At 69.4% G+C, this 23,299-nt stretch carries 14 protein-coding genes and 2 pseudogenes; 9 read left to right on the plus strand and 7 right to left on the minus strand.

The features are described from left to right. The first annotated feature begins 2 nt into the window (after positions 1-2). The 3 genes from EV284_RS28345 to EV284_RS28355 all read left to right on the plus strand — a co-directional run bounded on the left by EV284_RS28345 (position 3) and on the right by EV284_RS28355 (position 10,625). Complete coding sequence (locus EV284_RS28345; RefSeq protein ID WP_130339084.1) at positions 3-7,172, plus strand: non-ribosomal peptide synthetase; 7,170 nt, start codon at positions 3-5, stop codon at positions 7,170-7,172. A 22-nt stretch (positions 7,173-7,194) separates the two neighbouring features. Further along, positions 7,195-9,720 (plus strand): FAD-dependent monooxygenase, encoded by a 2,526-nt coding sequence (locus EV284_RS28350; protein WP_242625849.1) that lies wholly within the window; start codon positions 7,195-7,197, stop codon positions 9,718-9,720. A gap of 74 nt (positions 9,721-9,794) precedes the next feature. Then, on the plus strand, positions 9,795-10,625 hold the full coding sequence (locus EV284_RS28355) for a methyltransferase (protein WP_165425665.1): 831 nt from the start codon (positions 9,795-9,797) through the stop codon (positions 10,623-10,625). A gap of 12 nt (positions 10,626-10,637) precedes the next feature. Here EV284_RS28355 and EV284_RS28360 read toward each other — a convergent pair whose 3' ends face one another. The 3 genes from EV284_RS28360 to EV284_RS28370 form a co-directional block, all read right to left on the minus strand. Further along, entirely contained in the window at positions 10,638-10,916 is a 279-nt protein-coding gene (locus tag EV284_RS28360) for an acyl carrier protein (protein ID WP_130339090.1), read from the minus strand. A 29-nt stretch (positions 10,917-10,945) separates the two neighbouring features. Beyond that, a complete protein-coding gene (locus tag EV284_RS28365) occupies positions 10,946-11,926 on the minus strand; it encodes a beta-ketoacyl-ACP synthase 3 (RefSeq protein WP_278045872.1) in 981 nt (326 codons plus the stop codon). A 496-nt stretch (positions 11,927-12,422) separates the two neighbouring features. After that, on the minus strand, positions 12,423-12,590 hold the full coding sequence (locus EV284_RS28370) for a hypothetical protein (protein ID WP_242625851.1): 168 nt from the start codon (positions 12,588-12,590) through the stop codon (positions 12,423-12,425). A 388-nt stretch (positions 12,591-12,978) separates the two neighbouring features. On the opposite strand from EV284_RS28370, the gene EV284_RS28375 reads away from it, so the two are divergent. From EV284_RS28375 to EV284_RS28385, 3 genes are read left to right on the plus strand one after another with little or no spacing between them, the layout of a single operon-like run. Continuing rightward, a complete protein-coding gene (locus EV284_RS28375) occupies positions 12,979-13,701 on the plus strand; it encodes a metal-dependent hydrolase (protein ID WP_130339094.1) in 723 nt (240 codons plus the stop codon). After that, positions 13,701-14,276, plus strand: coding sequence for an XRE family transcriptional regulator (locus EV284_RS28380; protein ID WP_130339096.1), 576 nt, complete (start codon positions 13,701-13,703; stop codon positions 14,274-14,276). The genes EV284_RS28375 and EV284_RS28380 overlap by 1 nt, the downstream gene beginning before the upstream one ends. A gap of 18 nt (positions 14,277-14,294) precedes the next feature. Beyond that, the gene (locus tag EV284_RS28385; protein ID WP_130339098.1) at positions 14,295-15,356 is read left to right on the plus strand and encodes a low specificity L-threonine aldolase; all 1,062 of its coding nucleotides are present in this window, start codon (positions 14,295-14,297) and stop codon (positions 15,354-15,356) included. Between the two features lie 73 nt (positions 15,357-15,429). Here the strand turns inward: EV284_RS28385 and EV284_RS28390 are convergent. Further along, positions 15,430-16,553 (minus strand): annotated as a pseudogene (locus tag EV284_RS28390) (transposase); the annotation flags it as partial. On the opposite strand from EV284_RS28390, the pseudogene EV284_RS28395 reads away from it, so the two are divergent. After that, positions 16,552-17,382, plus strand: a pseudogene (locus tag EV284_RS28395) (site-specific integrase); the annotation flags it as partial. The pseudogenes EV284_RS28390 and EV284_RS28395 sit on opposite strands and share 2 nt — an antisense overlap. Positions 17,383-17,469: 87 nt before the next feature. On the opposite strand, the gene EV284_RS28400 reads toward EV284_RS28395, so the two are convergent. Continuing rightward, complete coding sequence (locus EV284_RS28400; RefSeq protein WP_130339100.1) at positions 17,470-18,291, minus strand: hypothetical protein; 822 nt, start codon at positions 18,289-18,291, stop codon at positions 17,470-17,472. Positions 18,292-19,335: 1,044 nt separating this feature from the next. Here EV284_RS28400 and EV284_RS28405 point away from each other — a divergent pair. Continuing rightward, complete coding sequence (locus EV284_RS28405) at positions 19,336-20,538, plus strand: ATP-binding protein (protein WP_165425666.1); 1,203 nt, start codon at positions 19,336-19,338, stop codon at positions 20,536-20,538. A 21-nt stretch (positions 20,539-20,559) separates the two neighbouring features. Then, a complete protein-coding gene (locus EV284_RS28410; protein WP_130339104.1) occupies positions 20,560-21,183 on the plus strand; it encodes an RloB family protein in 624 nt (207 codons plus the stop codon). A 447-nt stretch (positions 21,184-21,630) separates the two neighbouring features. Here the strand turns inward: EV284_RS28410 and EV284_RS28415 are convergent, their stop codons facing one another. Both EV284_RS28415 and EV284_RS28420 read right to left on the minus strand, forming a co-directional pair. Continuing rightward, entirely contained in the window at positions 21,631-22,296 is a 666-nt protein-coding gene (locus tag EV284_RS28415) for a YdcF family protein (RefSeq protein WP_130339106.1), read from the minus strand. Then, complete coding sequence (locus EV284_RS28420) at positions 22,293-23,087, minus strand: GntR family transcriptional regulator (RefSeq protein ID WP_130339108.1); 795 nt, start codon at positions 23,085-23,087, stop codon at positions 22,293-22,295. The genes EV284_RS28415 and EV284_RS28420 overlap by 4 nt, the downstream gene beginning before the upstream one ends. Positions 23,088-23,299 lie beyond the last annotated feature (212 nt).

The raw sequence follows: 23,299 nt of genomic DNA on the forward strand, positions 1-23,299 counted from the left end.
TGATGTCGTACCAGCGAGACATCTGGTCCGTCGGATCCCGAACGCCGGAATCACCGCAGTTCAACTGTGTGCTCCACGATCGGCTGCACGGCGTCGTCGACCACCGCAGGCTCGTCGCCTGCGCGGAACGCGTGCTGCACCGGCACGAGACGTTCCGGCTGCGGTTCGCGGACAGGGCAGGCGTCCCCTTCCAGTGGGTGGCACCGGAGCCGGTCCGGGTCGCCGTGGTCGACCTCGTGGACGCGGCAGGACAGGACACCGCCCGCACCGAGTGGATGCGCGCGTCCATGAGCCGCGCCCTGCCGCTGGACGGCGGCCCCCTGGTCGAAGTCACGGTCCTCCGGGAGGGCTCGGGCGTCACGCACCTGCACGTCAAGGCGCATCACATCGTCGCCGACGGCTGGACCCTCGACCGGCTCGGCCAGGAGATCCTGCGGGAGTACGCCTCCGCTGCGGGGGTCTCCCGGCAGGAGACCCCCTCGTACCTGACGTTCCTCGAGGAGGACGCCGCCTACCTCGACGGGCCCGACAGCGAGCGCGACCGCGCCTTCCACCGGGAGTACCTCGCGGGCCTGACACCTGCGCTGTTCCCGCGTACGACGGGCGACGGCCCGCCTGAGCGGGAACGCCACTCGTTCGTGGTCGACGGGGCGGTCGTCGAACGCGTCCGCGCCGCGGGCCACTGGCCCTCCACCTACGTCGCCGCCATGCTCGGCGTCTGGCTGACGCGCCTGCACCGCAGCGGGGAAGCGGTGCTCGGCGTCCCCTTCCTCAACCGCCCGACGGCGCGGCACAGGGAAGTCCTCGGCCAGTTCGCCAACATCCTTCCGCTGCGGATCGCTGCACCCGGCGGGACGACCGTCCGGGAACTCCTCGCCGAGGTCCGGGACACGACCCGCCGGCTCCGACGCCACGAGCGGCTCCCGCTCGGCGAGGTCGTACGCGAGGTCTCTGCCGCGGCCGGGAGCCCGCGGCAGCTCTTCGACGTGACGCTCTCCTCGGTGAACTGGTCCCGGCCGGACACCCCGGGAGTCGAGCGGCACAGCACCCTGATGGCCCCCTCGCACGACCAGGCGGCACTGGGCGTCCTGATCTCCTCCGCCGACGGCACGTCCGACATCCGCGTCGACCTGGACTGCGCCCGCGACGTCTTCGATCAGGACCTCTCCGTCACCGCCGTCGCCGGCCACCTCGGCACGCTCCTGGAGCGCGGGGTGGACCTGCTGGACCGGCCGCTGCGCGACCTCCCCATGCTGACGCCGGCGGAGCACCGGGACCTCACCACCGGACGCGCGCACGGCCCCCGGGTGCCCTACGCGGACCGGGCCACCCTGCACGGCCTGTTCGAGACCCGGGCCGCCGCACAGCCGGAACGGACCGCCCTGGTCACGGCGTCCGGCGAGACGCTGACCTACGCCGAGCTCGACGAGCGGGCCAACCGCGTCGCGCGCGCCCTGCGGGCGGAGGGCGTCGGCCCGGACGACCGCGTCGCGGTGATGACGGAGCGGGGACCGCGGCTGCTGGTCGCGCTGCTCGGCATCCTGAAGGCCGGCGGTGCCTACGTGCCCGTGGACCCCGACCACCCGGCCGAGCGGGTGGACTTCCTGCTGCGCGACAGCCGCGCCAAGCTGGTGATCGTCGACGGCGGGGCCGCCGACCTTCCCCCGCACGTGCCGGCCCGGCGGATCGACGAGCTGCTGACCGGCAGCGGGGCCCCGGTCGAGCCGGTCGCCACCTCCCGCGACCTCGCCTACGTCATCTACACATCCGGCTCCACCGGACGGCCCAAGGGCGTCATGGTCGAGCACCACAGCGTGGTCAACCGCCTCGCGTGGATGCAGCGCCGCTACCCGCTCGGAGAGGGGGACGTGCTCCTGCAGAAGACGCCGGCCTCCTTCGACGTATCCGTGTGGGAGCTGTTCTGGTGGGCCGTCGAAGGAGCGACCGCGGCACTGCTGCCACCCGGCGGCCAGCGCGACCCGCGCGAGGTGCTCCGGGCGGTCCGCGAACACCGGGTCACCGTCGTGCACTTCGTCCCCTCGATGCTCGGCCCGTTCCTCGACCTGCTGGAAGCATCGGCGGCGGCCCGCCAGGACATCGCGTCACTGCGGTACGTCCACTGCAGCGGCGAGGCCCTGCCCCCGGCGCAGGTCGAACGGTTCAACCGCCTCGCCGACCGGTGCCGCCGCGAGAGCGGCGCCGCGAAGTCGGCGCGGCTCGTGAACCTGTACGGCCCGACCGAGGCGACGGTCGACGTCTCTTCCTACGACTGCCCGACCGATCCCGCCAGCGCCGTCGCCCGGGTCCCCATCGGCCGACCGATCGACAACACCAGGCTCTACGTGCTGGGCGCCGACGACCTGCCGCAACCCGTCGGCGTCCCCGGCGAGCTGTGCATCGGCGGAGCCGGCGTCGCACGGGGCTACCTCGACCGGCCGGAGCTGACCGCCGAGAAGTTCGGCGACGACCCGTTCGTACCCGGTGGCCGCCTCTACCGCAGCGGAGACCTGGCCCGGTGGCTAGCGGACGGCACCCTGGAGTACCTCGGACGGATCGACGACCAGGTCAAGATCCGGGGACAGCGCGTCGAGCCCGGCGAGGTGACGGCCGCCCTGCGCGCGGTCCCCGGAGTACGCGACGCCGTCGTGGTGGGCCGCGCCACCGCCGACGGGGGAACCGCCCTGGCCGCCTACTACGTCACCGGGACCGCGACCGGCGTCGACGCGACGCTGCTGCGCGAGCGGCTCGGACGGACACTGCCGGCGTTCATGGTCCCGGCGTCCTTCACCCGGATCGACGCGATCCCGCTGTCCCCCAACGGCAAAACCGACCGCCGAGCCCTGCCGGCGCCGGACGACGCCCGGACCGGCGCGGGCGGCCGTCCACGCAACAGGACCGAGGCCATGCTCGCCGAGGTATGGGCCCGCGTCCTGGGACAAGACACGGTGGGCGTGCACGACGACTACTTCGCCCTCGGCGGCGACTCGATCACCATGCTCAGGCTGCGCGCCGAGACGGAGGCCCATGGCCTGCGCGTCTCGCTCACCGACATCCTGCGCAACCCGACGGTGGCGGGCCTCGCCCCTTACGCCGAGGAGTGCGACGCGTCCCGCCCCGTGACCGGCCTGGCCCCGTTCGCCCTCGTGGCCGACGTGGACCGGGCCCGGCTCCGGGACGCCGAGGACGCCCACCCGCTGACCCGGCTCCAGCTCGGCCTGCTCTACCACAGCCGCAGGCACGAGTCCTCGGTGAAGTACCGCGACGTCTTCCGCTACACCCTGCGGATGCCGTGGGACGAGGAGGAGTTCCGCCTGGCCTTCGACCGGCTGACGGCCCGGCACGCGGCGCTGCGGTCGGCCTTCGACCTGAACGGCGCCGAACCGCTGCAGGTCGTCCACCCCCGGGTGCGCGGCGGCCTGGAGATCGCCGACCTGCGTCCGCTTCACGACGCGGCGGCCGAGGCCGAGGTGGACGCGCACGTCGAGGCACGCCGCCGTCATCCCTACGTCTTCGACCAGCCGCCGCTGTACCTGTTCCGCGTCCACGTACGGCCCGCCGCGATCGACCTGGTCCTCAGCTTCCACCACGCGCTCCTCGACGGCGGCAGCGTCGCCACCCTGCTCCAGGAGCTGCTCCAGGACTACGCGCACGGCCTCGGCCTGGACACCGGCCCCGTGGAAGAAGCCGCACCTCCCTCACCGGCGGCCCACGTGCGGCTGGAGCGGACCGCCCTGCGCTCGGCGGAGTCCCGGAGCTACTGGCGCGAGAAGCTGGCCGGCTGCGAGCCCCTGCCGGTCGAATCGTTCGCGCCCCACCTGCCCGGCACCGGACACCGTGCCGCCTCCCGGCGCGTTGACCTGCCCACCGCCCTCGTAGAGCGGACGCGGGCTCTCGCGGCCGAACAGGCCCTGCCCGTCAAGACCCTGCTCTTCACGGCGCACGCGCTGACACTGTCCGCGCTCGCCGGCAGCCGTGATGTCGTCACGGGCCTCATCACCCACGGCCGGCCGGAGACGGCCGGTGCGGAGCGCACCGCCGGACTGTTCCTGAACACCGTGCCCGTACGCCTGGACACCGCGCGGGACAACTGGCTGGAGGTCGCTCGCGCGAGCTTCCGCCAGGAGCAGGAGGACCACCCCCACCGCCACTACCCGCTGAGCGCCGTCCAGGAGGACCACGGCGGCCCCGTGCTGGACACCGCCTTCAACTACGTACACTTCCGCCAGCTCTCCCGCGTGCTCGACCTGCCCGGTATGCGACTCACCGAGTTCCGCACCTGGGAGGAGAACGACCTCCGCCTCCTGGTGAACTCGATCACCGAACCCGACGGCACCGGCACCTGGCTGCGGATCGACTGCGACGGCGAGACCTTCCCGGCCGAGCAGGGCGACCTCTACGCGGACTGCTACCTGGACGTCCTGCGCCGTCTGGTGGAGCACCCGCACGAAGCCCCGGACTTCGCCTTCCTCGCGCCCCGCCCTGTCCTCGCCCCATCGGCGGAGCACCCCACGGTGGTCACCCGGTTCGCGGAGCAGGCGGCCCGCACCCCGGACGCGACCGCCGTGGTGGCGGGCGGGGAGCGGTGGAGCTATGCCCGACTGGCCGAGGCCGCGGAGAACGTGGCCCGGCGGCTGCGCGCCCTCGGCGCGCCCGCCGACGCCCGGATCGGGATCGCCATGCACCGGTCCCCGCTCACCATGGCGGTGCTCCTGGGCGTCATGCGCGCCAGGTGCGCGGTCGTCCCCATGGACGTCGGCTATCCGCCCGCCCGGCTGGCCACCATGGTGGAACAGGCCCGGCCCTTCCGCGTCGTGGCCGAGGCCGCCCACGCCCACCTCGCCGGCGACCCGGCGCTGCTGCTGCCCGCCGAGTCGGTGGCCGCGCCGATGCCGGACGCGCCGTCACCGGGCCTGCCGGACGCACTGTCAGGGGGCGGGCCGGGCGCCGGAGGAACCGCGTACGTCCTCTTCACCTCGGGCTCCACCGGAACCCCCAAGGGCGTCGTCATGCCACACCGCACCCTGGCCGCCCTGGTGGCCTGGCAGACGCGGGCGCCCAGCGCGGTCCCCGGCGGCGTCACGCTCCAGTTCGCGCCCCTGAGCTTCGACATCTCCTTCCAGGAGATCTTCTCCACTCTGTGTTCCGGCGGCACGCTGTGCCTGGCCGACGACGGGCGCCGCCGCGACATGCCCGCGCTGCTGCGCCTGCTCGACCGGGAGCGCGTCGAGCAGGTCTTCCTCCCCCCGGTGGCCCTCCAGCAGCTCGCGGAGTCGGCGGGGGCGCTCGGCGTCACGCCGCCGGCCCTGCGGGCGGTGATCACCTGCGGCGAGCAACTGCGCGTCACCCCGGAGATCCGCGCCTTCTGCGCCCGGCTCCCGGGAATCGTCCTGGAGAACCACTACGGCCCCACCGAGACGCACGTGGTCACCGCCTTCACCATGACCGGGGACCCCGCGGCCTTCCCCGCGCTGCCGCCGATCGGCCGCGCCCTCGACGGAGCAGAGGTGCACGTCCTGGACAAGCGGATGCGCCCGGTACCGACCGGGGCACGCGGCGACGTGTACCTCGGCGGCAACTTCCTGGCCGACGGCTACGAGGGCAGGCCGGACCTGACCAAGGAACGATTCCTGCCGCACCCGTTCGCCGACGGGGACCACCGGCTCTACTACACCGGCGACGTCGGCATGGTGCTCCCGGGCGGCGACGTCGTGTTCCTCGGACGCGACGACGCGCAGGTGAAGGTACGCGGCTTCCGCGTGGAACCCGCCGAGGTCGAACTGGCCGTCACGGGCCTGGCACCCGGAATTCCCTGCCTGCGCGACGCCGCGGTCGTGGCCCGGGAGCGGGCGGGCGGTGAGACCTTCCTCGCCGCCTTCCTCCTCGGCGAGGGTACGGACGACGACCTGGCCCGCGTCCGCGAGGGGCTGCGCGCCGTCCTGCCCGCCCACATGGTTCCCTCGCACCTGCAGTGGGTCTCCCGTTGGCCACTGACGCCCAGCGGCAAGCGCGACGACGCCGCGCTGCGCCGCACCCCGCTGACCGCCCCCGGCCGCGCTCCGGACACCGGTCCGCGTGACGCGTACGAACGGACGCTCGCCGAGCTGATGGCGGACGTGCTGTGCCTGGACGCGGTGGGGACGCACGACAGCCTCTTCGACCTCGGCGGCACCTCGCTGACCGCGATGCGACTGGTGGTCCGGATCGAACAGCTCTACCGGGTGCATCTGCCCCTGGCCGACTTCGTCGCGACGCCCACCCCCGCCGGGCTCGCGGCACGGCTGCGCGACGGCGGCGCGAAGGCCGGGTTCGACCCCTTGGTGCCGCTCCGCCCGCAGGGCACCCGCCCGCCGCTGTTCATGGTCCACCCGATGGGCGGCACCGTGCTGTGCTACATGGCGTTCGCCCGGCACTTCCCGGCCGACCGGCCGCTGTACGCGTTCCAGGCGGCCGGCGCCGACCCCGGCACCGCCCCACTGCGCACGGTGGAGGACCTCGCCGAGAGCTACCTCGCCGCACTGCGGAAGGTCCGCCCGCACGGCCCGTACACCGTCGGCGGGTGGTCCTTCGGCGGGTTCGTCGCCTTCGAGATGGCCCGCCGCCTGCGGGCGGCGGGTGAGCGGGTGGAGCTGCTGGTGGTGGACACGACCGCCCTGGACCAGGGCCCGCGCTCCCCGCACGACGACGAGGCCATGCTGGAGTGGTTCTTCCACGAGCTGCTCTGGCCGCGCGACGGGGGTGCGGTGTCCGCTCCGGCCGTCCCCGGCGGGCCGGGTTCCACGGAGGAGAGGTTCGCGTCCATGGCCCGCGTCGCGGGCGAGCGGGGCATCCTGCCGGCCGACAGCTCCGGTACCGTCGTCCGCCGTCTGTTCGACGTCTACCGGGCGAACTGGCACGCGACGCTGGCCTACCGCCCCCCGCGCGAGGACCAGGACCTCACGCTGATCCGGGCCGTCGAACCGCTGCCCGCAGCCCTGTCCGCCATGCACGGCGCCGCCCGCACCCGGCACCAGGACCCCTGCAACGGCTGGAGCGCCGTGACCCGGGGACGAATCCGTACGGTCCAGGCCCCCGGGGACCACCTGACGATGATGGAAGAGCCGCACGTGGCCCGCCTGACGAGCATCCTCGCCGAACTGACCGACGACTCCGACCGAGTGCACGGGGTGGGTTGACGCCATGTCATCACGACGTCCAGTGAAAGCCCTCGTGGTAGGAGCCGGCATCGGCGGTCTGACGTGCGCGGTCGCGCTCCGACGCGTCGGCGTCGACGTCGAGGTGTACGAACGCGCCACCGAGCTGCGCGAAGCCGGCTCGGGCCTGTCGGTCATGAGCAACGCCGTCACCGCCCTCGCGGGCCTCGGCATCGACCTGGGCCTGGACAAGCGCGGCCGGGCCGTGGAGACGTTCAGGATCATGGACCCGCGCGGACGGCTCATCAGGGACCTGCCGTTCGGCGAAGCCTGCGAGCGCGCGGGCGCGCGGAGCTTCTGTCTCAGCCGCGCGGACCTCCAGGAGGCCCTGCTGACGGAGGCCGCCGACTGCCCGGTCCACCTGGGCGCGACCGCCACCGGCTTCGACACCACGGGACCTGGAGTCACCGTCCGCTTCGCGGACGGCCGTTCGGCGAGCGGGGACGTCCTGATCGGCGCCGACGGGTTCCACTCGGCCGTACGGCGCCACCTCGTCGGCCCCGAACAGCCACGGGACTGCGACCACCTCTTCCGGCTCGGCATCGTTCCTTTCCAACACCCGCGCCTCACCCCGGGGGCCGTACGCCACTACTGGGGGCGGGGACAGCGCTTCGGCCTGATCGACATCGGCCACGGCCGGTGCTACTGGTGGGCCGCCATGAGCACGACCCCCAGGACGCCCGCCCCCGACGGCGTCAAGAACGCCGTCCGACAGGCATACGCGGGATGGGCCGACGAGGTGCGGGCCGTGATCGAGGCCACCCCCGAGGCGGACATCCTCACCGTTCCCTCGCGCGACCGCCCCTTCCTGGAGCGGTGGGGCGACGGACCCCTCACCCTCCTCGGCGACGCCGCCCACCCCATGCTGACCACGCTCGCCCAGGGGGCGGGCACGGCCATGGAGGACGCCGTCGTCCTGGCCCGCGCGCTGGCCGATCCGGCGACCGGCGACGACCCGGTGCGGGCCCTGCGCGCGTACGAGGAACAGCGCCGCGACCGCGCGCGGGCTATGGTCGCCGGCTCCCGCGACATGAACAGGCTGACCCAGGGGGCCCGCCCGCACCGCCGACTGCTCCGCGACACCTACTTCCGGCTGGTGCCCCGCCGCGTCCTCGTCCGGCAGACCGCGCAGGCCCTCACCTACCCGGGCGAACAGACCGCCGGACCCGGTGACATCAGCCGCGACCTGAGCCCCCTGGAACGGCTCTACTGGATCGCCGACCTCACCTCGCCACTCAACGTCATCGCCCGCGCCCGGGTCCACGGCCGCCTGTCCCCGTCGCTGCACCGCCGCGCCCTGGACGTCCTCCAGCTCCGGCACCCCCTGCTGCGCGTCGCGATCACCGACGACGGCACCGGCGCACACCCCGCCTTCGTCCCCGTGGACGGACGGCAAATCCCGCTCCGGCACGTCCGCGTGACACCGGACGACCCCACCGCCGACACCCGGTGGCAGCACGAGGTCGACGACCACGAACTCGCGCAGGGCCTGGACGGGCGCACCGGACCGCTGCTGCGCGCGGTGGCGATCACGGCAGCGGCGGAGAACGGACCCGACGACGAAGAGGAGTTCCACGACCTGCTGCTGACGGTCTCGCACGTCATCGCCGACGGCAAGACCTGCCTGTCCCTGGTCCGCGAGTGGATCGAGATCGCCGCACAACTGGACCGCGGAACAACACCGCGGACCACTTCACGGCGACTCCTTCCCGCGACGGACGACCTGCTCCCACGCCGCCACCGGGGCGCTGCGGGCGCCGACGGGTTCCGTGCCCTGATGCGCCGGGAGGAACGAGCGTCCCTGACCCGGCCTGCCCAGCGGATCGTCCCCGACGAGCACGTCCCCTTCGGGCGGCGGCGCACCCGGATGACGCACCGGTCCCTCACCGCCGACGAGTTGGCGCGCCTGGTGCGGGCCGCCAGGCGGCACGGCACCACGGTCCACGGGGCCCTGGCCGCCGCGATGGTGTCGGCGGTCGCCCGGGACGCAGGCACCCAGGCCGCCGCGTACTTCTCGATCGGTTCACCGATCGACTTCCGCGCCGACCTGGAGCCTCCCGTCCACCCCGACGAGGTGGGCACCTACGTGGCCACCGTCCCCACCCGGGTCCGGTACGAGCCGGGCGGTCCGCTGTGGACCATGGCCCGGACCGTCAGCCAGGACCTGGTGCGGCGACGGAAGAGACAGGACCACCTGGCCACGATCAGCCTGCCGCGGGTGGCGGGTCCGGGGTCGCTGGCGGATGGGGACTCGTTCATGCGGTTCATGGACGAGGAGGGACCGATCAACCTGTGCCTGTCCAACGTCGGCCGCTACGACTTCCCCGAACAGGCCGGTCACTGGCGGATCGACGGCGCCCAGTTCCTCACGGGCGTCTCGGTGATGGGCGCCGTCGTGGCCACGGCGACCACCGTCCACGGACGGCTCGCGTGGAACTTCGGCTACGTCGAGGGCCTGGTCCCGGAGTCACGCGCGCGGCGCATCGCCGACGACGCCGTGCGCCTTGTGCTGTCCGCCCTCGCCGAGTGACCGGACAACCCGGCAACGCGCCGGAAGCGGCGAACGACGTAGCCCTCCCCACCCCGATGAAAGGTTCCGTTCCCGTGAACACTTTTCCCGACCGCACACCGACACGGCGCCGTGTCCTGCCCGCCGGCGAGAACGGTTCGCTGTGGGAGGCCCGACCCTCGTGCGGGATCGTGGAGTTCCGCGGCACCCGCCTGCGGCTCATGGTGGAGAACCCCTCGGAAGTCCTCTTCCCGACCGACTGCGGACTGAGCCTGCTCAGCGCCCTCGATGGCGACGGCACTCCCGTACTCGAGGGCGTCAACGCCCTCGACATCGGCGCCGGTTCCGGCCTCTACAGCGCCGCCCTGCTCGCGGCCGGCGCCGACCGGGTGACCGCCCTGGACATCAACCCCGCCTCCGCCGCCCAGACGTCGGCCAATGTGACGGCCAACGGGCTGGACGCATCACGTCTCACGTGCGTGACGTCACCGCTGGAGGAGTACAGGCCGCGCGAGCGCTTCGACCTGGTGATCACCAACCCGCCGCACCTCCCCTACGATCCGAGCTACGCCAGGACGGACGGACTGGAGACGGCCCTCGTCGCCCGGAGGGGTGGCCGCGCGGTGTACGACGCGGTCGTCGACCGCGTGGACGAACTCCTGGCGCCGGGCGGCTCCCTGCTCATGGCGCACTCGTCCCTCGCCGACGTCCCCCGGACCGTCGCGGAACTCACCGGGCGCGGCTACGAGGCCGAGACCCTGGAGGTCTTCGAGATGGACATCCCGCTGCTGGCGTACGCCGAGCACCGGGAGACCCTGCAACTCCGCCTGAAGGAACTGCGGGCGCAGGGCCGGGCGGAGTTCGACGGATCGCGCTTCACCGTGCACGCCCTGCTGTTCCGGCGCCCCGGGGCACAGCGCGCGTAGGGCCGACGCATCTCAGACCGACTCGTCCTGCCGATCCCGCTGATCCCGCCGGTCCTGCCGGTCCCGCCGGTCCCGTTCGTCCTGCATCAGCCGCGCGATCCCGGCGACGCTGTCCGCTTCCGCGAGTTCATCGAAGCCGATCTTCAACCCGGCCTCCTCCTCCAGCACGAAGGACAGCTCCACCACGAACAGGGAGTCCAGCCCGAGGGCCGGTGGGGTGGTCTCGGGGGTCACCAGCTCGGGTCGCACCTGGAACCTGCCGGTCAGGATGTCCACCAGGGTCTCGTACATGCCGTTCCTCCGGAAATGAGCGGGGCGGGTCAGCGCGGGCGGGCGAGGTTCGGCCACACGAGAGTGGTCGCACCCCAGGTGAGGCCGCCGCCGAAAGCGGTGAGCAGGACCCGGTGTCCGGGTTCGAGCCCTCCCATGCGGTCGGCGCGGTCGAGCAGGATCGGGATCGAGGCGGCCGAGGTGTTGCCGACCCGCTCGATGTCGGACAGCACGCGGTCCGCCGCGACGCCCAGCCGCTGCGCGAGCACCGCCAGGATCCGTGCGTTCGCCTGGTGCGCGACGATCCGGTCCGTCTCCTCCGGCTTCCACCCGGCGGCGTCCAGGCCCGCGCGCGAGGCGGAGGTCATGTGCTCCACGGCCCGCCAGAACACCTCCCTCCCCTCCAGGCGCATGTACGGGTCCGCCGGTGCACCCCCTGCCGCCGAGCGCTCCTCGGACCCCCCGCCCCGTACGGTGATCAGGTCGCGGCCACCGCCGTCACTGCCGAGGACGCAGGTGCCGAGGGCGCCGGGCTCCTCGTGCCGCCCCGAGCGCAGCACGACGGCACCGGCGCCGTCGCCGAAGAGCATGCTCGTGGGGTCGGTCGGGTCGACGCTCAGCGAGAGCGTGTCCGCACCGACGACCAGGACGCTGTCGGCCGTGCCCGCGGCGATCAGGCCCTGGGCGACCGCCAGTCCGTAGACGAAGCCGGCGCACACGGCCTGGACGTCCAGCGCGGTCACCCCGGTCATCCCCAGGCGCGAGGCGACGCTCGGTGCGGTACCGGGACACGGCCTGTCCGGCGTCGTGGTGGCGACGACCACGGCCGCGACATCACCGGCCGCCGCCCGGGAGAGCGCCTCGCGGCCGGCCGCTACGGCCAGGTCCCCGCTGGTGGTGCCCGGCTCCACGACGTGCCGGGACCGGATGCCGGAGCGTTGGAAGATCCAGTCGGCCGAGCACCCCAGCCGCTCCGCCAGCTCCTCGTTGCCCACCCTGCGCGGCGGGACGCACGACCCGACCCCCGCCAGAACAGACGCCGGAACCGCTCGGTTGCTCACTGCCCCTGCCCTCACTCCGGGAGACCGACCGGAAGCCTCACGGGGATCGCTGCTGCACAGCTTCTCCAGGCGTCCGGATAAAGGACCCATGTAGTCATGAGCGTGCGCAAATCCCCCACAGGGAACAGTGGTACCACACCCGAGCCCGACGCTCCCAGCGACGCGCGGTCCTGCAGCCCGCGACGCCGCCGGCCACCGCAGGGTAGGGCGAGGACGGCCCACAGCGGCATGAGCTGCAGCGCACCGACCACGCCGCGCGAGAGGACGACGGCGAGAAGAAGAAGGCCGGCGACCTCGGCTGGGCTGTCCCGGCCCTGGTCGGTGTGGGGTGTGCGAGGCACCTGCTTCTGTCGCCTCCTCCTTCCGCCGCTGACGCACCTCCCTAGCACGTCGAGGATGTGCTGGTTGCCGCGCACGAGGCGGAACATCTCGGAGATGTGCACCGTGTCGCCCGGCCGCGCGTACCTCAGCAGCTCGCCGAACTTCGGCCGCTGGAGCGGGTGGAAGGGCTGGAGGTGCCGGGGTCCTCCTCGAAGAAGACCGGGTCCTCGATCCCGGCCTCCTCCAGGACGAGGTCCTGCCGGGCGGTGGACTGCTGGTCGGTCGAGACCCGCTTGTAGACCAGGTTCGCCACCGTGGGCCCCTTCCGTACGGAGGATCGGACCCTATCTGTCGTCAAACCCTGTCAGCAATCACCATCGGATCTGATTGGATTCGCGCCGCCGTGAACCCCCGGATTGCACGGGTTCATTGGACGCACCGGCGGCCTGTCGTCAAACGATCGTTTGACGACAGCAATGAAGTAGCAGCGCCCGCCCTGCCTGGCGGCGAGGGCGGGCGGGGGCGGCTGCGCTCCCGAATCTACGGCGAGGTGACGAGTAGCTCTCTGTAGCGAATTCCCGACTGGACCGTTGGCCGCGGGTGAGGTGTCGGGCCAGGGAGAGTCCGAGGAACGGCGAGGGCGGTCGTTCGTTTTACTGAACGCTATGTTCACCAACTCATTCGTTCGTTATAGTGAACATATGGTTCATTCAAGCGAGACGCTTCGGGAAGCTGTCCAGGACGCCACCTACCTGGATGACACGTATCTGGATCAGACCGACACGCGGGTGACCGCCGTGGGTGAGCGGGACGGTGCGCCGTGGGCTGCCGTCGAGCACTGCCTGTTCCATCCGCAGGGCGGCGGTCAGCCCGCTGACCGGGGCTGGCTGGACGACGTGGAGGTCGTCCCGGTCCGGGACCGGGAGTCGGGGCTGGTCGTGACGGTGGCGCCCGAGGGCGGCAAGCTGCCGCCCCTCGCCGTGGGGCAGGAGGTGAGGGCACGGATCGACCTGCAGGCCAGGATGACGCACGCCGCGCTGCACACGGCCGGGCACCTGGTCGAGGCGGTCGGACGCCTTCAGGGGTGGGAGATGCTCAGCAACAACCACTTCCCCGGTCAGGCCCGCATCGAGTTCCAGGCGCCGCAGGAAGACGCCCGGCTGGCCGATGCGGAAGGGCGGGAGGCGGCCACCGCCGCACTGCGGGACGCGGTGGCCGCCGCGATCGCCGACAATCTGCCGGTCTTCGCGCGGTACGAGGGTGAGGGTCGGCGCGTGGTGCACCTGGACGCACTGCACTGCGCGCCGTGCGGGGGCACCCACGTGCGCAGCCTCGGCGATCTGGCCGAGGTGGTCCTGCCGACGCTGAAGGTGAAGAAGGGCCGTATCAAGGTGTCCTACTCCGCCGCCCACCGGAGCCACTGATGGCCGCGCCTGGGCTTGGCCGGCAGCCGGTGAGTAGTACCGCGGCCGCGGTCGGCGCGAAGATCCGTCTGCGTCGCCAGCAGCGCGGCATGAGCGCCGCAGAGATGGCCCGGCGCGCCGGGCTGAGCAAGGCCACGCTGTCGCAGCTGGAGGCTGGCAACGGCAATCCGACGATCGACACCCTGGACGCGATCGCCGTCGCGCTGCGCATCCCGATCGCGGACCTGCTGGCGCGCGACGCCGACACCGGGCCCGTCTACCGGCCGGGCACACCCGCCGAACCGGGCGAGGTCGCCCGGGAGCTACTGCGCCGCATCAGCAGCGGCAACAGCCTGGAGATCTGGCGGCTGCGCATCCCGCCCGAGACGGAGCTGGCCGGCGTCCCCCACGCCACCGGCACGATCGAGCACCTGCTTATCGCCTCCGGGCACGTGACCGCCGGACCGGTCGATGCCCCGCAGGACCTGGGCCCCGGCGACATGCTCGCTTTCGCCGGCGACGCCCCGCACTTCTACCGCACCGGTACCGAGGCGGTGGACATCACCGTTGTCTTCGCCTCCCCTATCAGCACCTGAGCAAAGGAAGACCCACCCATGAGCACCACCACCGACGTCATCGGCTCCAACCGGGCCTTCATCAGCGACAACATGGCGGGCGCCTCACCCGAGATAGCGCGGGCCGTCGCCGCGGCGGCGGCCGGGCACACCCTGCCCTACGGCAACGACCCCTTCACCGGCAGCGTCCGCCACCAGCTGAGCGAGATCTTCGAACGTGACGTCGAGGTCTTCCCGGTCTCTACCGGAACCGCCGCGAACTGCCTGGCCCTGGCCGCCCTGACCCCGCCCTGGGGCAGCGTGCTGTGCCACCCCGACAGCCACATCAACAACGACGAATGCGGCGCGCCGGAGTTCTTCACGAACGGCGCCAAACTCGTCACCGTCCTGGGCGACGACAGCAAGATCGACCCCGACGCGCTCCGCGAGGCGGTGCGCCGCAAGGCCGGTGACGTACACAGCGTGCAGCCTTCCGTGGTGAGCATCAGCCAGGCCACGGAGAGCGGCAGCGTCTACACCCTCGACGAGATACGCCGCCTGACCGTCATCGCCAAGGACGCGGGACTGCGCGTCCACATGGACGGCGCCCGCTTCGCCAACGCCCTGGACCACCTCGGAGCCACCCCGGCCGAGATGACCTGGAAGACCGGCATCGACGTCCTGTCCTTCGGCGCCACCAAGAACGGCGGGATGACCGCCGACGCCATCGTCTCCTTCGATCCCGCACTGGCCACCGAACTCGCCTTCCGTACCAAGCGCGCCGGCCAGCTCGCCTCCAAGATGCGCTTCCACACCGCCCAGCTCGACGCCTACCTCACGGACGGTCTGTGGCTGCGCAACGCCCGCCAGGCCAACACGATGGCCACCCGGCTCGGCGACGGCCTCAAGGCCCTCCCCGGCACCGAACTCCTGGGCAGCCCGCAGGCCAACATCCTCTTCTGCCGCCTGACCCAGCAGGTCACCGAGGGGCTCCTCGCGGAGGGCTACACCTTCTACCACGACCGCTGGGCACCGGGCATCGTCCGCCTCGTCACCTCCTTCTCCCACACCCCCGAAGACATCGACCAGCTCCTGGACGCGGTCCGCCGCCACACCCGCTGACCACCAGGCCCGACCTGGCCAGGCGGCTTGGGAGAACCCAGGCGGCTTGGGAGAACAGGGCCTCAGCAGCGGCTTACTCCCGACTGCCGCCGTCGTCGTCCTCGTCCAGTTCCGGCGCGTCTGGGTCGCGCAGCCGGGCGCAGGGCGCCGGCGGCCGGGACGCTGGCGGTGAAGCTGTAGCGGCCGAGGAGGTTCAGGTTGCGGTGCTTGAGCGGGGACAGACGGGCGATGTCCTCGTCGCGGATCTCGTGGCCCTCGGCGCGGAGCTGGGCGACGGCGGCGTCGATGTACTTCGTGGTCCACAGCACGATGGCGTTGAGGACCAGGCCGAGCGCGCCGAGCTGGTCCTCCATGCCGTCCCGGTACGCCTGGTGGATGGTGCCGCGCTTGCCGTGGCACACGTCCCGGGCGAGCTTGTGGCGGGACTCCTGCACGGTGAGCTGCCGGTTCATCTGCCGGCGGTAGGTGTCGTCGACCGGGTCGACCACGCGCAGCAGGTGCTCGGTCTTCGCGATCCGCCCGTACTCGGCGAACGCCGCCCCGAGCGGGGTGGGGCGGCCGTCGCGGCCGAACATGCGCAGCAGGTCGTAGGCGCGGACCTGGTTGGTGACCAGGGAACCGGCGACCTTCAGCATGTCGGGCCAGTGCGTGATCACCTTGTTCAGGTTCACGCGGTTGCGGGCCAGGTCTTCCACCGCGCCGTACGTTCCGGTTTCGACGCCGGGCATGGTGGCCCGCCAGAACCGCTGGTCGTCCAGGTCGCGGAAGCGGGCTGAAGTTGTAGCCGAGGATCTTGAACAGGCCGAACACCATGTCGGAGTACGAGGCGTTGTCGGTCGCCACCATCTCCGGCTTCACCCCGCCATCCAGGTTCAGCAGGGCGTCCAGGATGTGCAGGGAGTCGCGCGGGGTGCCGGGGACGACCATCTGCCCGATGCCTGCGACCTGGTCGTTGACGGCGTTGAGCCAGGTGATGCCGCGCTTGAACCCGAAGTACTTCGGCGACGGGGCGGCGTTGACGGTGCGCACCGGCACCTGGAAGCGCAGCCCGTCCACGGAGGCGAGCAGCCCGTCGCCCCAGTAGCGCACGATCGGGATGTCGGCCTGGGCGGCGATGAGAGCTGCGTTCGCCGCGGCGATGGTGTCGGCGCGCAGGTAGTACTGGTCGACGTGCACGAGCCGGGCCCGGGTCAGGGCCCACATAGAACTGCTGCCGGGAACGAAGCCGAAGGCGCTGATCTGGACCGACGAGCGCATTGCTCGCTGGCTGGAGACAGGCGAGAAGCCATCGCCGGTCATGGTCTGGACACCGGAACAGACCGCTGTCTTCCTCGACTTCGTCGCAGGGGACCGGCTGTACATGCTCTGGCGGCTCATCGCCTTCCGAGGCACCCGCCGAGGAGAAGCCTGCGGCGTCCGCTGGGAGGACCACTCCGCGAAGGGGCGCTCCCTGGCCATCGCCACCCAGCTCGTCCAGGACGGTTGGGAGGTCCACGAGGGTGCTCCCAAGACCGACAGCGGCCTCCGCCTGATCGCCCTGGACGACGACACCAACGAGGGCCTGCGTAGCCACAGGGCCCACCAGCAGCGGGAGCGTGAGGCGTGGGGCGAGGGCTGGCAGGAAACCGGGCGCATCTTCACCCAGGAAGACGGCTCTCTTCTCCACCCAGGGAAGGTCAGTGACCTGTTCGAGCGTCTCGTGCAGGCGGCTGGCCTACCGCCCATCCGTCTTCACGACCTTCGCCACGTCGCCGCGACTCTGATGCTCTCGGCCGGGGTCGATATCAAGGTCGTCTCGGAGACCCTCGGCCACTCCGATACCCGGATCACGCGGGACATCTACCAATCCGTCCTCGACGACCTCGCCCGCGACGCCGCCGAGAAGGTCGTGCAGCTCGTGCCGCACGCCCGCAACCCGCTGTCTGCTGTTCCCGATGTTGCGCCGAAGACCAACACGGCTTCTCGCCTGCCGAGGATGGCGCCGCCGCGCAAGGAGGTTGCACAACAGCAGAATCGTTCAGCCTAACGGCGAACAGAAGGGAGCCCCGGTCAGAGGGAAGCTGACCGGGGCTCCGGCCTTTGTGTGGGACTGATCCGCGTACCCGTCACGTGCTCAGACGGGTTTGTCCACGACCGTCAAGAGCGCTGCGGCGATGGCGAGCAGCGCTTTAGCCTCGTCCCGGCTGTACTTGAATGCCGACGTCACGTCGTCCTTGTGCATCGCTCCGCTCGCCTGGTCCTCAACGGCAAAGCGGATCGAGGCCCACCGTTCGTCCTGCAGACGCTCCAACCTGGGCTTGCTGCCAGGCCAGTTCCAGCCGCTATGGCCCTTGACCCATTCGAGGGCGCGGCGGGCTTCCAGGATCGCGCCGTCGATGTCGTCGTCCAGGAGCCGACGCTGGGCGTCACGCAGGTACCGTGCCGGCTCGGCGCGGGGGTCGTCCTCCAGGGGGAACGGAACCTGCATCTCGAAGGCGACCGAGGGGCCGAGCGCGGTGATCTGATCGATCCAACGGCTCTTTGCCACACTGAAATGCAGCACCTCCGTAGTGCTACCGGGGTAACCAGGGGCCTGCGGGAGCGCGCCGGTAACCTCCAGCTCCATCCGCAGGTCCCCGTCGCGAGCCTCGTTGATGGCGTGGAGCTGGGCCGGGGTGATGAGGAACTTCAGGACCGGGCGCTGGACGCCGATCTCGGGGGTGAACGACAGCATCTCCGTCACGCGCCCGACAAGCATCCGTTCGTACGAACCCCGGACACCGTAGAGGTCAGCCTGCAAGGCCAGGAACCTGCCGGCCTTCGTGGCGACGGGTGCCTTCACGTCCAGCCCCAGTTGGAGGCAGATCGTTCCCATACCTCTGAGGAGCTGCACGCTCTCCTCCCGGACGACGAGGGCGAACTCCCCCGCCTCCGCATCGAAGCGCATCACGTTCACGACTGGCTCCTCCGTAACGATCTCCAGGCGTGCCGATTCTCCATCACCCAGCGCCGCGGGATCGCACTTTTATGGGAACCCCCCAAGAGCGCGAGCGGCACGGCATCCCCGGCGAGCAGCGGATACGCCCATGAGGCGCCCCCTTCATCGCCCTCCGGCGGCCACCCGCTTGTCCACCGGTTTGCACGCTCGCTGCACGCCTGTCCACCGGTTGTCCACCGGTGGCGATCATGGTGTCCCGAGATGAGCGCCTCATCGCCACGGATTGCCCTTGGAAAGCACAAAGGCCCAGGTCAGACGGCGTCTGTCCTGGGCCTCGTAAGAGCCCCCTGTCGGATTCGAACCGACGACCTACGCATTACAAGCTGTCCGGGCTTGGTCCGTGGCGGTCCGGGAACGTCCGTCAACAGGTTCGCGTTGCAGGTCAGGCGACGTGCCGGATGTCTACGGACGAGCACGCACCGAGTCGGATTGAGCAGCAATCGAGACTGAAACTGAGACTGGCTGCCAAGTCCACGAGGCGGCTTGTAAGGCACCCTCGACAGCGCGCTCCGCCTCCCCTAGACAGCGTGGGGCCGGCAACTCCTTTCACCAGTTGGCTACATGCCGCTACGCCGAGCTGGGTCGATAGAAGAAGCGGGCACGTGGCGGCATGGCAATCGGTCAACTTGCTGGCCGCACCGTGCCGAGCTGCTGAGGGCCGCTGGTGTCCGCAGTGATTGCCGTCAGGCGTTGCGGTGGGCGCTGGCGCCCTACTGCAGACTCGGCCGACGACAGCCATAGAACAGCTGACCGGTGGGTATGGAGGCTCTAAGGCTCAAGCGCGACCTCGCTATGTCCCGTAAGTTTCTTGTGTCATCAGCAACACGACGGCGATCATGTGCTATCGCTAGACGAGCATGACCCGCTGATGCCGACGGGACGACTCACCGCATATGGGTCAGACCACTCAAACTTGATCGCTACCGACAGAAAGGGGGGGGAATGCTATTGCGATTCCGAGTGTCGAATTCCTATTCAATTCGCGATGAGCAAGAGTTCACCATGATCGCTCTTGAGAGTATGCCAGACTACGCAGAGTTTGACGTTCCTGGCACCTCGGAGAGAGCGCTACCGGTTTTGGCGATTTTTGGACCGAATGCATCTGGGAAGTCGAACTTTGCCCTGTCTCTAGGGAGCATGGTCACGGCAGTAAAATATTCCCATCAGCGCTGGAAGCCGGAAGACGGCTTTCATCGCCATCCGTTCTCATTGGATGAACAAAGTCGAGAGCTACCCACCACCTATGCGGTCGACTTTCTGGTAGACGGAATTCGCTACGAGTACGGCTTCGCTGCGGATGACGAAAGGGTTATTGAGGAGTGGCTTTACAGCTATCCCAAAAGACAGAAAAGAATTCTGTTCGAACGTGATGGAAGTCGTGACGTAAAGTTTGGCGATACTCTGCGCGGCCAGAAAAAACTTATCGCTGATGTGACCCGGCCGAATAGCCTTTATCTCTCAGCAGGCGCAGCCAACAATCACCCGCAACTAGCACCTATCTACAACTGGTTCCGCAAGCTGCGAGTGGCCCTCTCTACGAACGCATTGGGTCGCCTCGAAGAGACCGTTCGCATGACTCGGCAGGAGGATGAGCGTAATCTGATTCTTTCGATGCTTCGTTTCGCGGATCTCGGAGTATCCGGGATAGTCGTGGACGACAGGACAGAAGATGAAAGCGAGGACGGGGAAGACGAAAATGATCGCCAAGAAAGGCCGCAGCGCCGAAAGTTCCGTCGCAGGGATGTGCGCCTAATCCACAGCGTGGGAGGCCATGAAGAATCACTGCCCCTTTATACTGAATCTTCAGGAACCCAAGCTTGGATGGAGATCTTGGGGCCGATTGTCTCGACCCTACGCGGCGGAATGGTCCTGGTGATGGACGAAATGGATGCAAGTCTGCATCCATTGCTGTCAGCGCGCATCGTTTCGTTTTTCCAAGACCCCAAAATCAACACACGGGGCGCCCAGCTGGTATTCAACTCACACGACGTTACGCTATTGTCCCCCGGATCCGCAGCAAAACTGAGGCCAGACGAAGTGTGGTTCACAGAAAAGGACGAGACGGGGGCCACTCAAATCATGCCTCTGACAGAATGGGCTGACAGTGATTCCATCGAGGATCTGGAGAAAACATACATCGTCGGACGGCTAGGTTCAGTGCCTTTCCTCGATCAGAATCTAGTTGAAAAGGTGCTTGGCGCCTGAGGTACGCACAGTGGGGGGAAAATGAAGCGTGTCGGCGGGAATCTCAAAAGGTCGAGAGGGCGGCGAGCTCTTAAACAACGCTTCTTGATCTATTGCGAGGGAGCTGTAACCGAGAAAGAATATCTCGACGGCTATCGACTCCTGCTTCGAAGCCCAAATATTCAAATTAAGTTCGGGAGAACTCACGGGGTTCCGTCTGAGCTGATCGAAGACGCCGTCGCTCATCAAGCGCGTGCACCGCGTAGTGCCGAAGATAAGCATGAGCGATATGACCAGGTGTGGTGCGTGATGGATGTTGAGGCTCCGCAACAGCACCCCAACCTGGAATCAGTACTCACAAAGGCGCGTAAAAACCAGATTAAATGCGCTATATCGAACCCTTGTTTCGAGGTCTGGCTCATATTGCATTTTGTTAATCGCTGCTCCTACCTGAGTTCACATCAGGCTTGCGTTGAGCTGCAGGGTCATGACTGCGGATATAGCAGAGACGCCAAACACTTGGATTTTGAAAAGTTTCCACCCCTGTATGAGATGGCTAAGAATCGCGCCGTTCAGCTTCGAGCGGGCGCTGGATCCTTCTCTATCGGCGGCAATCCTTCCTCAAGCGTGTATGAACTTGTAGATGAGCTTATAGCTCACTCGTAGCCCGTAAGTGGGCGGAGCGGATTTGGGTTTAAAGCTGGCTTGGGGGCGAGTAATCGTAGTGGCTCCGTAGGCTTCCGGCGTGTCGGGCAGTCTGGGGACCCGCTCGTTAAACACGACGCTGAGGTCATGATCTGAGAAGGCCCGCCCCATAGCGGCTGCCAAAAGCCGTGGAGGCGACCGCCCCAGCCACAGAGGGTCCTCACCTCGATGCCCGCAGCCACCGAGCGTGTCGCCGGGCGCGGCAAGCCGGGGCGGAGACAGGAGGCATGCCGCGCGCTGGCGCCGTGCGCGAGCCTTGGGGGAGTAGAGGAAGTTCTACGGCGCTGAGAGCAGGCGGCGTCTCGGCCCCATAGACCCATCCTTGTCTCCAAGTGCCTGTCACTCCACAGCGTGCCCGGTGAGCCCCAGGTTGGCCGTAGCCAGCCTCACAAGGCTCCCGTGATGGCGTCATTTCCGCTCTGCGGTGCCCGCCACCAGTCGACTCGTGAACCCGGCGGCGCGCAGGCGCTCAAACGCTGCGACCACGTCTTCGGGTACGAACTGCTCGACCATGAACCCCTGTTGCGGGTAGATCATGAGCCGTTGCTGCGCGCCGGCCAACATGTCGATCACCAGGCGTGCGTCACCGATCGAGTCTATGTAGTCAGACAAAGACATGGGTGTGGACGCGCTGACCCACTCGACTTCGGGCCACAGTTTGCGGGCGGTGGCGTAGGCCCGTCGTTCCTCGTACGGCTTGCTGACCAGCAGGACGGATGACACTGCGGCCCGGTGCTCTTCGAGCAATGCGCGAGAGAAGCGGATGTTCTCTCCCGTGTTCCGGGCCCGCGGTTCGACCAGGATGGCATCGGCCGGCACCCCCAGTTCCATCGCCCGCTCCCGGTAGTGCTCAGCCTCACCACGCGGCATGCGGTCGCGGGTGGTGAGACTGGTCGCCCCAGTAAAGACGATCAGCGGCACCACGCCCTGGTGATACAGATCAGCGGTTGTCTCCGCGACCCCGAGGTCATGACTGCCGAGTCCGATCGCGACAGAGCACGGACGCAGCTCATGGCCCATCTGCTGAAAGTCCCAGAGCCGCTGAGCGTCGGCCCACGCTTGTGCTGAGATCACGTGCTCTCGCCCTTCGCCTGCGCCGAGTCGGGGACCTTGAAGTCGTACGTCCAGGCGAAGCGTGTCGCCGCGTGAACCCCGATCGCGAACTCCACCACGGTGCCGTCGGCCGTATACGTCGTTCGGTGCAGCTCCATCACCCATTCGCCCGGCGCGAGCTGGAGGAGTTGGACTTCGTCCGCCGTGGGAACCCGAGCGAACAGCGTCTCCTGCATGTGGTCGATCTCGTATCCGGCGTCGTACAGGACGCGGAAGCCACCGCCCCGGCCGGCAGGCCCCGGCGTCGGGTCGACGATGCGCGTCCCTTCCACGTGCTCGGGACGGTAGTAGCTCGTCAGCGTGTGGGTGGGCTGTGCGCCCTCCTTGACCACGCGCGCACGTGCGTAGACCTCCGCACCTTCCGGCAGACCGTGCGCCTGAGCCACGGCGGCGGGCGCCGGCACGCGGCTGACGGTCTGAGTCTGTTCATTTCTCTTGTACGTGCGTCCGGATGCCACGCGGTCCGCGATGAACGCCACTTCATCGCCGTCTCGCCACTTGGCTTTGTCGTATCGCGCGATGCCGAGCCGCTTGAGCGGGGCCCGCTCACGGACGACCGTGCCGTGTCCACGTGACGACGTGACCAGCCCTTCGGCTTCCAACGCCTTGTAGGCCGCATGGACCGTGGACTTTGAGCCTTCGCCCGCTTCCACCAGGTCCCTGATCTGCGGCAACTGGGCACCGGGCGCGTATTCGCCGTTCCTGATCTGTTCGGCCAGTCGGTCCGCAAGCTCCCGCCACTTGGGCGCCATGCAGCACTCCTCTCGACACCGACCAGTGAAACACAGTCCCAGGACTGTTGACAGTCCTGGGACTGTGCGCCATGGTCTTATTGAGCGGCCCGCAGTCCTAGGACAGTGGGCTCGGAGTGTCCCCATTGGGCTGCTCCCACGCCGCCCGGAGGGCTCCGTGAAACGGGCTCGAAGGAAGCGCAAGCGCCTTGAAAACTGCACACAGGGAACTG

This window comes from Streptomyces sp. BK022 (genome assembly GCF_004217355.1).
Taxonomy (GTDB): domain Bacteria; phylum Actinomycetota; class Actinomycetes; order Streptomycetales; family Streptomycetaceae; genus Streptomyces; species Streptomyces griseoluteus.